This window comes from Pseudoalteromonas nigrifaciens, assembly GCF_002221505.1.
Lineage (GTDB): Bacteria > Pseudomonadota > Gammaproteobacteria > Enterobacterales > Alteromonadaceae > Pseudoalteromonas > Pseudoalteromonas nigrifaciens.
This window is the reverse complement of record NZ_CP011036.1, coordinates 452,754-466,973: the sequence shown is the minus strand read 5'-3', so window position 1 is coordinate 466,973 and position 14,220 is coordinate 452,754. Positions and strand designations below refer to the sequence as shown.

The window sequence follows — 14,220 nt, the reverse complement described above, 5'->3', positions numbered from 1 at the left end:
ATTTTTTATGAAAAAGAATAGTGATTTAGATACCTTTCAATGGATCGGTGTTAGTACTCGCGGGAAACGCCTTGAAGGTGAAATGACTGGCGCAAGTATTGCTTTAGTTAAAGCGCAACTTCGTAAACAAGGTATCACCCCCTCAAAAGTAAAGCGTAAAGCCAAGCCTTTGTTCGGCGTGCGTATGCAGGCTATTACCCCGAAAGATATTGCCTTAGTTACTCGACAAATCGCTACTATGCTAATGGCGGGTGTACCGCTAATTCAATCGATTGAGATGATAGGCTCAGGCTCTTCCAATAAAAGTGTAAGTAAACTGATGGAAACCATTGCTGATGAAGTAAAAGCTGGCCAGCCATTATCGCAAGCACTAAGACGCCATCCTCGTTATTTTGATGATTTATATTGCGATTTAGTAGCATCGGGCGAGCAGTCTGGCGCTTTGGATAAAATATTCGACCGCGTGGCCATTTATAAAGAGAAGTCTGAAGCGCTTAAATCAAAAATAAAAAAAGCGATGTTTTACCCAATTGCAGTATTAGTTATCGCACTTATAGTTACCTCAATACTACTAATATTTGTAGTGCCGCAGTTTCAGGATATTTTTTCCGGATTTGGTGCTGAACTCCCTGCTTTTACCTTAATGGTTATTGGTATATCGGAATTTATGCAGGAATATTGGTGGATGATGCTAATAGTTATTGTTGCATTCGGTTGGGCCTTTAAAGAGGCGCACCTTAAAAGCTTAAAGCTCCGCGATGCTACCGACCGAGCTATATTAAAGCTCCCCGTTATTGGTATGATTTTAAATAAAGCGGCTGTTGCCCGTTATGCTCGTACGCTTTCGACCACCTTTGCCGCTGGTGTACCGCTAGTTGATGCGCTGGATTCTGCTGCAGGTGCCTCAGGTAATGCGGTTTACCGTTATGCTATTTTAGAAATAAAAGCAGAGGTAAGCTCGGGGAACCAAATGAACTGGGCAATGCGTAACTCTAAAATATTCCCTGATATGGTAATACAAATGGTGGCTATTGGTGAAGAGTCGGGATCACTTGATAGCATGCTAGGTAAAGTAGCGACTATTTATGAGCAAGAAGTTGATGATGCAGTAGATGGGCTCTCAAGCCTCTTAGAGCCAATGATTATGGCCGTATTAGGCGTGCTAGTAGGTGGTTTAATTATTGCCATGTACTTACCTATATTCCAACTTGGCTCTGTTATTTAGTTTTAGGCTTCGGAAAGTAGCATTATAGATTAGTGAATTGACGATCTAATAAAATATTCACAAAGAGGGTTAAGAGCATGCGGCGCTGTAGAGGAGTAAAATTGTTTAAGTGGCTTCTCTTTTACTCTCATTACCTTCTCTTTGTACAATGATCTTTAAGTAAATATTCACAAAGAGGTTAAGAGGGCGCTGCGCTTTAGAGAAGTGAAAAGTAATAGCTTAGAGGATGTAACTTATTTAATGGCTTCTCTTTTACTCTCATTGTCTTCTCTTTGTGCAAAAGATCTTTAAGTAATTTATTCACAAATAGGGTTAAGAGAGCGCTGCGCTGTAGAGAAGTAAAATTGTTTAGTGGCTTCTCATTTACCCTCATTGTCTTCTCTTTGTGAAAAAGCTCTTTAAGTAAATATTCACAAATAGGGTTAAGAGCACGCTTGCGCTGTAGAGAAGTAAAATTGTTTAAGTGGCTTCTCTTTTACTCTCATTACCTTCTCTTTGTACAATGATCTTTAAGTAAATATTCACAAAGAGATTAAGAGTACGCTGTGCTGTAGAGAAGTAATTAAAACAGTTTTATATGTATTTTATCTTCTCATTTACTCTCTTTGTACAAATTATTTTTAGTGAGATATAGAAAGCTTTAAGTGTGAAGGAATACATATGGAAATTGATTTATTGACACAGAAAGTGATTGGTTGTGCCATTGAGGTCCACAACCAGCTCGGACCAGGATTATTAGAATCGAGTTATGAAAAGTGCTTTATATACGAGTTACAGCAAGCTGGAATTGTTGCAAAAAGTCAGGTTGAGCTTTCAATTAACTATAAAAACATATTAATTGATGCTGGTTATAGATTAGATATTTTATTACCTAATCAATTGATAATTGAATTAAAAGCTGTTGATAAATTACAACCAATACATTCAGCTCAACTGTTAACTTATATGAAACTTACGAGCATAAGCTCGGGTCTTTTAATAAACTTTAATGTCAAAAAGTTAACTGATGGTGTTAAGAGGTTTAATTTACCTAAAGGTGAATAACCAAAAATTTAATAATGCACTGTATTATGATAGTTAAAGTTGCTGATAAATAGGTAAAATACTCACAAAGAGGTTAAGAGATCGCTACGCTTTAGAGTAGTGAAAAGTAATAGCTTAAAATATTAACTTATTTAATGGTTTCTCATTTACTCTCATTGTTTTCTCTTTGTACAAAAGATTTTTAAGTTAATACTCACAAAGGGGATTAAGAGCACGCGGCGCTGTAGAGAAGTTAAATTGTTTAGTGGCTTCTCATTTACCCTCATTGTCTTCTCTTTGTGAAAAAGCTCTTTAAGTAAATATTCACAAAGAGGTTAAGAGGGCGCTGCGCTTTAGAACAGTGAAAAGCAATGACTTAAATGTTAACTTATTTAATGGCCTCTCATTTACCCTTATTGTTTTCTCTTTGTGATAATGTTTTTCACATAACTTTTATAAATAGTTTTTAGGTAGTTAAATGCAAAGTTTCTTTCTAGATATAACCACAGTAATGCAAAGCCAATTGTGGTTTTATTTAACCACTATTGGCTTGGTGAGTTTGTGTGTTGGCAGTTTTTTAAACGTAGTTATTTACCGTTTGCCACTAATGATACAACGCGAATGGCAAGGCGAATGCCGTTTGCTGCTAGAAAGCGAGCTGAAAAGTAATAAAGCAAACACTAACGAGCCTTTTAGTTCAGGTTTAAACTCAACTTTTAATTTAGTAAAGCCCAACTCTACCTGCCCTAAATGTAAAACTGCAATTAAAGCATGGCAAAATATACCTATTATTAGCTGGTTATTTTTAAAAGGTCAATGCGCCAGTTGTAGTAACCCGATATCGGCTCGCTATCCTATTGTAGAGGCAATAACTGCACTATTAAGCTTAGTAGTTGCGTATAAGCTAGGCGCTACCGAGCAAGCTTTACTTTATATAGCAATTACTTGGGCTTTAGTTGCGCTTACCTTTATTGATATTGACCATATGCTACTGCCCGACCAAATTACCCTACCGCTTGTATGGCTGGCGCTTATTGCAGCAGTACTTGGCTACACCGTCAACCCAACTGATGCCATTATTGGGGCGGCTTGCGGCTATTTGAGTTTGTGGAGCGTATTTTGGTTATTTAAATTACTTACCGGTAAAGAAGGCATGGGCTATGGCGACTTTAAATTACTTGCCGTGTTTGGTGCTTTGCTTGGCTGGCAATCGTTATTGATTATTATTTTGCTCTCGAGCGTAGTGGGTGCCATTATTGGTATTGCGCTATTAACGATTCAAGGAAAAGACAAAGCCACGCCTATTCCGTTTGGCCCCTACCTAGCTATTGCAGGCTGGATCACCATGTTATGGGGCGAGCAATTGCAAGCTAGCTACTTTAATTTAATTGGTTACTAATATGAGCGAACAAACTGTTAAAGTAACAAACATAAATAATTGGGTGCTGGGTTTAACTGGCGGTATAGGTTGTGGTAAAACGGCTGTAAGTAATATGCTTGAAGCGCTGGGTATTTGCGTTGTTGATGCCGATATTATTGCGCGCCAAGTAGTTGAACCAGGCAGCGCAGGGTTAAAAGCAATTGTTGCACACTTTGGTGCTGATATACTCTTAGCCGACGGCAACTTAAACCGCAGTGCTTTACGCAAGCTTGTGTTTAGCAATACTGAGCATAAAAACTGGTTAAATACCCTATTACACCCACTTATTCGCCAGCAAATTATTACCGATTTAAATAATGCCACCAGCCCTTATGTGGTACTTGTTGCCCCGCTACTTTTTGAAAACGGCCTAGATAAATACTGTAACCGCACTTTACTTATAGACGTGCCAAAAAACGTGCAAATAGAGCGCACGGTTAAACGTGATAACATAAGCTTAGAGCAAGTAAATAGTATTATTGCCGCGCAAATGTCGCGTGAACACAAACAACAACAAGCAGATGATATTTTAAATAATGATCGCAGCCTAACTCTAGTTAAGCACGACTTAATAGCTTTGCATAAAGGCTATTTAAAACTGGCGTTAAAATAGCCATAAATTATAAAAACAGCTATTTTAGTTGCTAAAATTAGCCTAGATTGTGATGGGCAATGTAATCCCTGCTTTTTTCTGATAAATTGCTAACTATTGAAGGATTTATACAGGTGCGCAATGAATATTAACTCACCGTTATTAAGAAAATTTATTACCCTTGGCCGTGTTGATGCCGATATAGTAAAAACTAAACAGCAAGAGTTTGCCTCTACTGCTGAGCTTATTGCTAAATGTGGAAAAATTGAAAGTAAAGATTTAGCGGCGCAATGCATTGATTTATTTAGGGTGCCTTTTTTTGATTTAAAAGACTTTAATACTGCACTTATTTCTCCTGAGTTAATAAAAGAAAAACTGATCCGTAAGCATCATATTCTGCCTTTGGTACAAAAAGGCAGAAAAGTGTATATTGCCGCCTCTGATCCTACCGATTACGGCGCATTTGAAAACTTTGAATTTAGTACTGGTTTGTCTTGCGAAGTGGTAGTGGTTGACTACATTCAACTCGATAAAAAAATAGAACAATTGCTTGATGCCACTGGCAGCTTAAATTTAAGTGATGACGAGTTTAAAGAATTTGCCGAACTAGACGCCGATATACAAAAAGACACCTCTAAAGATGATGATAAAGACGATGCACCAATCATTGTTTACATTAATAAAATATTAATGGATGCGATTAAAAAAGGTGCGTCTGATTTACACTTTGAACCCTACGAGCACAAATACCGTATTCGCTTTAGAATTGACGGCATTTTACACGAAGTAGCCAGCCCACCAAACACTTTAGCAACTAAGCTTTCGGCGCGTATTAAAGTAATGTCGCGCCTTGATATTGCCGAAAAACGTAAACCGCAAGATGGCCGCATAAAGCTAAAAATAACCGAACGTAAAAGTGTCGACTTTCGGGTAAGCACCATGCCCACTTTATGGGGCGAAAAAATTGTAATGCGTATTCTTGATTCATCTAGCGCCATGCTTGGCATTGATGTATTAGGTTACGAACCCGAGCAAAAAAAGCTGTATATGGATGCGCTTGAGCAACCACAAGGGATGATATTAGTAACTGGGCCTACTGGCTCGGGTAAAACGGTATCGCTTTACACCGGCTTAAATATATTAAACCAGCCTGAGCGTAATATTAGTACCGCCGAAGATCCGGTAGAAATTAACCTCGAAGGGGTTAACCAAGTACAAATTAATATAAAAGCCGATATGACCTTTGCCAACGCACTACGGGCATTTTTACGCCAAGATCCCGATGTAGTAATGGTAGGTGAAATACGTGACCTAGAAACCGCTGAAATATCAATTAAAGCGGCGCAAACAGGTCACTTAGTGCTTTCGACCTTGCATACTAACTCGGCGCCCGAAACCATTACCCGCTTATTAAACATGGGCGTACCGGCATATAACGTAGCAAGTTCAATTAGCTTAATTATAGCCCAGCGCCTAGCGCGCCGCTTATGCCCTAAATGTAAAACGCCTGAAAATTTACCTAGTGAAGAGCTTCTACGCCAAGGTTTTAGCCAGCAGCAAATTAGTGAAATGACCTTGTATGCTCCTAAAGGTTGCGAAAACTGTACCGATGGTTATAAAGGTCGTGTAGGTATTTACGAAGTAATGAAAATTACCCCAGAAATAGCACAAATTATAATGCGCGGTGGTAACTCACTAGAAATAGCCGAAGTGTCGCTTAAAGCCGGATTTAATAACCTGCGTTTATCGGGCATTCGTAAAGCCGCCGACGGCATGACCTCGTTAGCTGAGATTAATCGGGTAACGAGTTTTTAATATCAGGTATCAGGTATCAGGTATCAGGTATCAGGTATCAGGTATCAGGTATCAGGTATCAGGTATCAGGTATCAGGTATCAGGTATCAGGTATCAGGTATCAGGTATCAGGTATCAGGTATCAGGTATCAGGTATCAGGTATCAGGTATCAGGTATCAGGTATCAGGTATCAGGTATCAGGTATCAGGTATCAGGTATCAGGTATCAGGTATCAGGTATCAGGTATCAGGTATCAGGTATCAGGTATCAGGTATCAGGTATCAGGTATCAGGTATCAGGTATCAGGTATCAGGTATCAGGTATCAGGTATCAGGTATCAGGTATCAGGTATCAGGTATCAGGTATCAGGTATCAGGTATCAGGTATCAGGTATCAGGTATCAGGTATCAGGTATCAGGTATCAGGTATCAGGTATCAGGTATCAGGTATCAGGTATCAGGTATCAGGTATCAGGTATCAGGTATCAGGTATCAGGTATCAGGTATCAGGTATCAGGTATCAGGTATCAGGTATCAGGTATCAGGTATCAGGTATCAGGTATCAGGTATCAGGTATCAGGTATCAGAAAATGATACGACTCTATAAAAGCCAATACAATACTAAAAGCATTTAAACTGACTTAGAGTTTAGCTATTAGACAGCACCATTTAAAACAAGATTGAGAGATTACTATGCCAACTATTGTTAACTGCCCAACCTGTAAAAGTAAGGTTGAATGGTCAGAGCAAAGCCCACACCGCCCGTTTTGTTCAAAACGTTGTCAGCTTATTGATTTAGGCGAATGGTCGTTTGAAAATAACAGAATTTCAGCTCCTATCACTTCAGCTGAAGATTTTAGCCAAGACATGATTGAAGACATAGAAGCCATGATGGCAAAAAATGAAGATGACTTTTTTAAGTAATAAATAGGTTTAGAGAGCAGCAAAGTATATAAGCCAAGCACCTTGCTTGGCTTTGTCTTTTGTCTGGAATTTGTAGGCGGGAGTTTACCTCGCGCAATAGTTTTAGAGTTTAACTAGGCGGCATAAAGCCCCGCCTACAATAAACCCCCAACCCGTAGGCGGGAGTTTACCTCGCGCAGTTTTTAAATTTAACCAGCGCGGCATAAAGCCCCGCCTACGGGTAATTTAAACACCGAGCTTGGCTTTGTCTTTTGTCTGGAGTTTGTAGGCGGGAGTTTACCTCGCGCAATAGTTTTTAAGTTTTAACCAGCGCGGCATAAAGCCCCGCCTACGAGTAATTTAAACACAGAGCTTGGCTCTAGCTAAAACCCACCATTTTCACAAAGAGAAGACAATGAGAATAAATGAGAAGCCACTTAAGCAACTAATTTATTTTTTACTCCTCTAAAGCGCAGCGGCTCTTAACCTCTTTGTGAATATATCTTTAGCACTACTTGCGCACGGTGGCAAGCCCCCGCCTACGGGTAATTTAAACACCGAGCTATTTTGAATGTTTTTTCTTACCCATGCGCTTTTGCATTTTTGCAAACTTTTCTTGCTGCTCTGCATTTAGAACTTGCCACACTTGGTGCTGAGTTTTTAATTTAATTAAACCCATTTCTTCACCTTTTTCGTGGCGTTGAGCTAGTAGCTCTTTTGCTGCATTTTCGTCAAACGTTGCAGCTGATAACAAGCTTTCCATTTTAGCTTTGTGAGCGGTGCGCTGTGCTTTACGCGCTTCTTTGTCGGTGCCTTTAAGTGCTTGCATTTGCGTTTTTTGTGCTGCAAATATAGCTTCTAATTTAGTTTGCTGCTCTTGTGTTAAATCAAGTTTATCAGCGCCGCGCTCCGATAGTAAAAAGTGCGCTTGTGAGTGGCGACCTTGCTTATGCATATCGCCTTTGGCCATAACACTGGTTGCACCGAAAGTAGCGGTTGCTAAGCCACAAATAAGTACTAGTTTTGAAAGTGTATTTACTTTAGTCATAATCATTACCTTTACTATTGGATTGGTTGTTTTAATCTGTTGAGCTAACTATACCCGCTGCAATGCAAAGTAACGCAAAGCAGTGTAAAGGTTATGTAAAGATTCACTTTTGTACTATTTAGCAGGTAAAATCAGCACATACGGCACAACCCAAGGGTTTGAAAATGAAACTATTAATGATTGATGATGACACAGGTTTGTGTGAACTATTAAGCGAGTATTTAACCGCGCAAGGATTTAACGTGCAAAGCGTACACGACGGTGAGCAAGGCTTAAAACTAGCGCAAGCGAACGACTACGCACTAATACTACTTGATGTAATGCTGCCTACCCTTGATGGTTTTGAAGTACTTAAACAACTTAGGCAAACCAAGCTTACGCCGGTAATTATGCTTACCGCCAAAGGCGAAGATTTTGATCGTATTTTTGGCCTTGAACTTGGCGCAGACGATTACATACCTAAACCTTTTAATCACCGTGAGTTACTTGCCCGAGTTAAAGCAATTACGCGTCGTATTGAACATATAACCACCATGAATGCCACTAGCAATAATAAATTAGTGGTTAACGGGGTTACTATTAATTTAGCCGCCCGTGAAGCATTAATTAAACAAACAACCTTAACCCTTACCGGCACCGAATACGAAATACTCGCATTACTTGCCAAACGTGCTGGCGAGGTGGTTAGTAAAGAGCAAATAAGTGAAGACGTACTTGGCAGACGCTTAGCCTCGTTTGATCGCTCTATTGATATGCACGTTAGCAACATTCGTAAAAAAATAGCTGAGCACTTACCTAACGAGCTAATTAAAACCATTAGAGGGACGGGCTATGTCTTTATTCAAGGCGAATAAATTGGCAAGTTTTAGCTGGCTTAAACATCCTCGGCACTATTTGTTTTTTAAAATTTTCACTTGGTTTTGGTTAACTATTATTGGCACAGGTGCGGCACTTATATTTTTAAGTAGTGTTACAACTATTAACTCTGTTAGTTATAACCCTTTGCATGGCCCAATGGAAAAAAACTTAGCTTATACCGCTAAAAACATTGAGCGCTCTACCATAAAGCACAAGCGTTCGCTTAACGATACGCTAAAGCACCCTCGCCGTACTAATGGTAAGCTTTTATATTTAAATGCAGAGCAGCTAGAAGATTCGCTAACAAATAAAAGCATACCCGCCGATGTTGATTTAAGCTTGCTTAACTTTACTAAGAGCATGCCGCCGCAAGTTATTTATACCGAAAAATACCAAGCAATTGGGCCAATAAAAATTAGAGTACCTGAAGGTGATTTTTATTTATATGAAATAGATATTTACAACCATACGCCGCTATATCTGCGGTTAAAGTTAATGCCGGGTTGGATAAAAATATCAATTGCTATAATTGCCTCACTTATTTTAAGTTTTTTATTTAGCCGTAACTTAATTGCCCCTATTAATAGCTTAAAAAAAGCCGCTATAAAACTCTCTGCGGGTGATTTAACAGCCCGGGCTGCTATATCCGCTAATCGTAAAGATGAGCTGGGAATATTAGGGCGCGACTTTAACCGTATGGCCGACCAATTAGCGCAATTAATTAGCGCACAAAAGCGCTTACTAGCTGATATATCACACGAGCTACGTTCGCCACTTACTCGCTTAAAAATGGCGACAGGCCTTGCGCAGATGCAAGCTAACGAAGCCAGCCAATCGTACTTACTGCGCATAGAAAAAGAAGCCAACCAGCTTGATAAAATGATTGCCGATGTATTGCAAGTGTCGCGCTTAGAGGCAAATAGCCAAGCGTTATCGCTACACAAACAGTCACTGCAAGATATTGTTGATCATGTACTTAACGATGCCACCTTTGAAGCAAAACAGCACAACAAGCAACTGCAAGTAAGCGGCTCGGCGGCGGTAACACTAAATTGCGATGAAGCGCTAATTGCCAGCGCACTGGAAAACTTACTGCGCAACGCGATTAAATATGCACAGCACACCATTAGCCTTACCCTAAAGCACGGTGATGCCATTTATATTGAAATATGTGATGATGGCCCAGGTGTACCAAACAATCAGCTTAGTAAGCTATGTGAGCCGTTTTTTAGGCAGTCAGATGCGCGCGATCGAGTGAGTGGTGGCACGGGTTTAGGCTTAGCGATTGCCAAAAATGCGATTATTGCTCATGGCGGCAGCTTGATTTTATCAAATAAACCACAAGGTGGCCTGTGCGCCATGGTTACTTTACCAATAATAAAAGAGTAGAGAATGTTTTACAGTAGTGAAAACGAGCTTATTGATAATCAACCCAGTATTAATGATTTTTATAACAACACCCTAGTTAAAGCCTATTTAAATACCCCTGCCGGGCAGTTATTTTACGCCTATGCAAAACCTGAGCATGCGCATACCGCGATTGTTATTAGCTCAGGGCGTATTGAAGGGCTTGATAAATACAAAGAGCTATTGTGGGAGCTGTACACTAATAATTTTGCCGTGTTTATTGTTGATCATCAAGGCCAAGGTCGCTCTTACCGACAGTTAGCTAATAAGCATAAAGGCTATGTAAAATGCTTTACTGATTATCGCCACGACCTGCATTTATTTAATCAACAAATTGTTGATAACCACTGGCAAGGCAAAAAAATACTGCTTGGTCACTCAATGGGCGGCGCAATTGCCTTTGACTATTTAGCCCACTTTGAAAATAGTTTTAGTGGGTTGTTTTTATCGGCACCTATGTTTGATATTCACACTAAAAACACCCCAAAACCGCTGGCAAAACTAATTGCTAACGCAGCTGTTTTTTTCGGTTTTTCACAAAGTTATGCCCTAGGGCAAAACGATTACAGCCCAGAAGAGTTTGCTTTAAACTCATTAACTAGCAGCCAAGTGCGTTATAAAAACTTTAGGCAAACTTATCAAGACCCACTACTGCAACTTGGTGGCGTAACCTATGGTTGGCTACAAGCCGCATTTACCTTTATTGCATCGGTTGATAAGTTAAGCATTAATATTCCGCTGTTTATTGCCAGCGCAGAGCGCGACGAAGTCGTAGATAACACCGCGCAATATAAATTAGCAAACCGACATAACCAGGCAATAATAAAGAGCTTTGCCGGTGCTAAGCACGAACTATTATTTGAGCGTGATGAAATACGCCAGCCATTGCTAACAAGTTTGTACCAGTTTTGTGAATAGGTGTGGAAGAGCAGGTTTTAGGTATTAGGCGTCAGGTTTTAGGTAGAGAAAAAACCAAGCTCGGTGTTTAGGTTAACCATAGGCGGGGCTTTATACCGCGCTTGTTAAGTTTTTAAAACCCTGCGCGAGGTAAACTAACGTCTACGGCAAAGGTTTAGATTTGAGGTATTAGACGTCAGGTTTTGGTAGGAATTAGCCAAGCTCGGTGTTTGGGTTAAACCGTAGGCGGGGCTTTATGCCGCGCTTGTTAAGCTTTTAAAACCCTGCGCGAGGTAAACCTCACGTCCAAGGCAAAGGTATCAGGTTAAATCCGGTGTTTGCTTGGTTTTAACCTGAAATACCAGCTTTGCTTACGGTTCAGTTACCGCAGCTCCCTCAGTGTCACTCAATTCCACAGAAGACAAAGGATCTAGATGAATTAGAATATCAACTTCTGACTCAAATTCTTTAGTGATCATTGCCTCTACTTCATCGGCTACGTTGTGCGCGCGAATTAAGCTTAGGTGATCGTCAAGCTCTAAATGCAGTTGAATAAACTTAACTTTCCCACCTTGACGGGTACGAACGCCGTGTACACCGCGTACGTCAGTATGGCTTTTCGATACATCTAAAATACGTTGTTTTTCTTCATCTGGCAGTTCTTTGTCCATTAAGTGATCTGCGCTATCTCGGGCTATATCCCAGCTGTTATAAAGTAGATAACCGGCAACGCCAACTGCAAAAATAGGGTCGGCGTACAACACACCATAATACGAGAGTAAAATAGCCAGTAGCACCGCAGCATTTAAAATCAAATCTCCTTTGTAATGTACTGAGTCGGCCTTTATTGCAATAGATTCGGTATGTTTAACTACTTTATTTTGTACAAATACAATCACTAACGTACAGGCAATGGCAAAAATACTTACCCATACACCTAACAATGAATGAGTGAGCTCTAAAGGATTAAACAAGCGCTCTATACTATGAAACGCTAATAAACAGCCAGAACCTGCAATAAATGCGGCCTGCCCTAACCCGGCAAGCGCTTCGGCTTTGCCGTGACCAAAACGGTGGTCGTCATCGGCGGGGCGCAGCGCATAACCTAATACTAAAAAACTCATAGCTGTGGCGGTAATATCCATGAGTGAATCGGTTAATGAGCCCAGCATTGACGCTGAACCCGAGGCAAGCCATGCCCAGGTTTTAGCTGCAATCATTAAGCTCACCATGACCATAGTGACTAAACTAGAGGTTTTTACCCAAAATTCGTAACTGCGATTATGCACGTATTTATCCGTTAATAAGTGTATTGAATAAAGTGAGTATATCAGTTTTTTACACGCTTTCGTGTATACTGCAAATCGTTAAATTACTGACTATTTTATAAGGCTCGTTATGCTGGATATTGTTTTATACCAACCTGAAATCCCACCGAATACGGGTAATATTATTCGCTTATGTGCAAATACGGGCTATTCGCTACATTTAATTGAGCCACTTGGCTTTGCATGGGATGACAAACGAATAAAACGTGCCGGCCTTGATTATCATGAATTTAGCCATGTACAGCGCCATGCTTCGTTTGAAGCTTACCTAGAAGCATGCAAGCCTAAAAAAATATACGCTTGCACCACTAAAGGCAGCCAATTTCATCATCAGGCACAATACGAGGCCGGCGACTGTTTAGTATTTGGCCCTGAAACGCGCGGCCTTCCGGATGAGCTAATTCAATCGCTTCCAAACGAGCAACGGGTACGCATTCCGATGCAAGCCAATAGCCGCAGTATGAACTTATCTAACGCGGTTTCGGTGTTTGTGTATGAATCATGGCGCCAGCTTGGGTTTCCGGGCGCGAAGTAAATAGTTTTAGGCGCAAGGTTTAGGTAAGTGATATAAACCAAGCGCCTAACTTGTAGGTGGGAGTTTACCTCGCGCAGGGTTTAAAGCTTAACCTGCGCGACATTAAGCCCGCCTACGGTTTAAAAAACACCGAGCTTGGCTAATGTCTACCTAAAACCTAGCTTTAATGAAAGCTGCCCTTTTATTCTGAGCGCTGCTCTCGGCCTAATAAAGCCATAGCCGCTTCTTTCATGTCTTTATTTTCGTACAGTACTTTATAGATTTGCTCGGTGATTGGCATTTCTACACCGCTGCGCTGCGCTAATAAATACACTTCTTTAGTGTTTCTAAAGCCTTCGACCACTTGGCCTATAGACTCTATTGCAGCCTCTACGCTTTCGCCTTTACCTAACGCCAAACCAAAGCGACGATTACGCGATTGGTTATCTGTGCAGGTTAAAATTAAATCGCCAAGGCCTGCCATTCCCATAAAGGTTTCGGGTTTTGCGCCCAAAGCACAGCCTAAGCGTGTTAGTTCTGCAAGGCCGCGAGTAATTAGTGCCGTGCGTGCATTAGCGCCAAAACCCACACCGTCGGAAATGCCTGCACCAATAGCAATAACGTTTTTAACCGCACCACCTAGCTGTATGCCAATAAAATCATCGTTGTTGTACACTCTAAATGAGCGACCGCAATGCAGTAAATCAGCTAACTGCTTGGCAAATTCTGTAGAGGTGGATGAAACCGAAATAGCAGTAGGCGATCCCATGGCCATTTCTTTAGCAAATGTTGGCCCCGAAAGCACCGCTAATGGAATTGCATCGCCAAGCTCTTGCACTGCAACTTCTTGTAATAAGCGCCCGGTATTTGGCTCTAACCCTTTAGTTGCCCACGCAACTTTTGCGCCTTGCTGTAAAGCAGGTTTAATTTGCTTTAAGGTGTCGCCAAATGCATGGCTAGGCACAACCACTAACACTATTTCATTACTTGCAGCAGCACGTTGTAAGTCGGCTTCAAGAGTCAAAGTGTCGGGAAAAGGAATATCAGGTAAGTAACGTTGATTTTTTCGCTCAGCTGCAAGCGTGGCAACGTCGTCGCTATTGCGCCCCCAAAGTGTCACTTGGTGACCATTTCGGGCTAAACAAATAGCAAGGGCGGTGCCATAAGACCCCGCCCCCAATACAGTAACAGCTGAAGTTGCTGTACTCATA

General features: G+C 40.8%; 14 protein-coding genes and 1 pseudogene. 12 read left to right on the top strand and 3 right to left on the bottom strand.

Annotated features, from left to right (window positions below):
* The first annotated feature begins 7 nt into the window (after window positions 1-7).
* The 8 genes and pseudogenes from PNIG_RS02155 to yacG all read left to right on the top strand — a co-directional run bounded on the left by PNIG_RS02155 (window position 8) and on the right by yacG (window position 6,978).
* Window positions 8-1,225 carry a type II secretion system F family protein gene (locus PNIG_RS02155; RefSeq protein ID WP_089367694.1) on the top strand — a complete coding sequence of 406 codons (1,218 nt, stop codon included), beginning with the start codon at window positions 8-10 and terminating at the stop codon, window positions 1,223-1,225.
* A gap of 660 nt (window positions 1,226-1,885) precedes the next feature.
* Window positions 1,886-2,269, top strand: coding sequence for a GxxExxY protein (locus tag PNIG_RS02150; protein ID WP_089367693.1), 384 nt, complete (start codon window positions 1,886-1,888; stop codon window positions 2,267-2,269).
* A gap of 457 nt (window positions 2,270-2,726) precedes the next feature.
* Entirely contained in the window at window positions 2,727-3,647 is a 921-nt protein-coding gene (locus PNIG_RS02145) for a prepilin peptidase (RefSeq protein WP_089367692.1), read from the top strand.
* A 1-nt stretch (window position 3,648) separates the two neighbouring features.
* Complete coding sequence (gene coaE / locus PNIG_RS02140; protein ID WP_089367691.1) at window positions 3,649-4,281, top strand: dephospho-CoA kinase; 633 nt, start codon at window positions 3,649-3,651, stop codon at window positions 4,279-4,281.
* A 120-nt stretch (window positions 4,282-4,401) separates the two neighbouring features.
* Window positions 4,402-6,075: a type IV-A pilus assembly ATPase PilB gene (gene pilB / locus PNIG_RS02135; protein ID WP_089367690.1), complete on the top strand. Its 1,674-nt coding sequence runs from the start codon at window positions 4,402-4,404 to the stop codon at window positions 6,073-6,075.
* A gap of 15 nt (window positions 6,076-6,090) precedes the next feature.
* Window positions 6,091-6,336: pseudogene (locus PNIG_RS20360) on the top strand (hypothetical protein); the annotation flags it as partial.
* Window positions 6,224-6,661: a hypothetical protein gene (locus PNIG_RS20355; protein ID WP_425273571.1), complete on the top strand. Its 438-nt coding sequence runs from the start codon at window positions 6,224-6,226 to the stop codon at window positions 6,659-6,661. The pseudogene PNIG_RS20360 and the gene PNIG_RS20355, both read left to right, overlap by 113 nt.
* Window positions 6,662-6,747: 86 nt before the next feature.
* Window positions 6,748-6,978, top strand: a complete 231-nt coding sequence (yacG, locus tag PNIG_RS02130) for a DNA gyrase inhibitor YacG (RefSeq protein WP_011327088.1) — start codon at window positions 6,748-6,750, stop codon at window positions 6,976-6,978.
* A gap of 541 nt (window positions 6,979-7,519) precedes the next feature.
* Here yacG and PNIG_RS02125 read toward each other — a convergent pair.
* Entirely contained in the window at window positions 7,520-8,005 is a 486-nt protein-coding gene (locus PNIG_RS02125; protein WP_086996570.1) for a Spy/CpxP family protein refolding chaperone, read from the bottom strand.
* A 164-nt stretch (window positions 8,006-8,169) separates the two neighbouring features.
* Between PNIG_RS02125 and PNIG_RS02120 the strand changes: the two genes are divergently transcribed.
* Genes PNIG_RS02120 through PNIG_RS02110 form a run of 3 tightly spaced genes read left to right on the top strand, consistent with a single transcriptional unit; the run spans window position 8,170 to window position 11,188 of the window.
* On the top strand, window positions 8,170-8,859 hold the full coding sequence (locus tag PNIG_RS02120; protein WP_089367689.1) for a response regulator transcription factor: 690 nt from the start codon (window positions 8,170-8,172) through the stop codon (window positions 8,857-8,859).
* The gene (locus PNIG_RS02115) at window positions 8,837-10,252 is read left to right on the top strand and encodes an ATP-binding protein (protein WP_089367688.1); all 1,416 of its coding nucleotides are present in this window, start codon (window positions 8,837-8,839) and stop codon (window positions 10,250-10,252) included. The genes PNIG_RS02120 and PNIG_RS02115 overlap by 23 nt, the downstream gene beginning before the upstream one ends.
* Window positions 10,253-10,255: 3 nt before the next feature.
* The gene (locus tag PNIG_RS02110; RefSeq protein WP_089367687.1) at window positions 10,256-11,188 is read left to right on the top strand and encodes an alpha/beta fold hydrolase; all 933 of its coding nucleotides are present in this window, start codon (window positions 10,256-10,258) and stop codon (window positions 11,186-11,188) included.
* Between the two features lie 350 nt (window positions 11,189-11,538).
* Here the strand turns inward: PNIG_RS02110 and PNIG_RS02105 are convergent, their stop codons facing one another.
* Complete coding sequence (locus tag PNIG_RS02105; RefSeq protein ID WP_255319070.1) at window positions 11,539-12,456, bottom strand: cation diffusion facilitator family transporter; 918 nt, start codon at window positions 12,454-12,456, stop codon at window positions 11,539-11,541.
* A 109-nt stretch (window positions 12,457-12,565) separates the two neighbouring features.
* Here PNIG_RS02105 and trmL point away from each other — a divergent pair, with 109 nt between their 5' ends.
* Complete coding sequence (trmL, locus tag PNIG_RS02100) at window positions 12,566-13,030, top strand: tRNA (uridine(34)/cytosine(34)/5-carboxymethylaminomethyluridine(34)-2'-O)-methyltransferase TrmL (protein WP_011327082.1); 465 nt, start codon at window positions 12,566-12,568, stop codon at window positions 13,028-13,030.
* 181 nt (window positions 13,031-13,211) lie between these two features.
* Here the strand turns inward: trmL and gpsA are convergent, their stop codons facing one another.
* Window positions 13,212-14,219, bottom strand: a complete 1,008-nt coding sequence (gene gpsA, locus PNIG_RS02095; RefSeq protein WP_058372461.1) for an NAD(P)H-dependent glycerol-3-phosphate dehydrogenase — start codon at window positions 14,217-14,219, stop codon at window positions 13,212-13,214.
* Window position 14,220 lies beyond the last annotated feature (1 nt).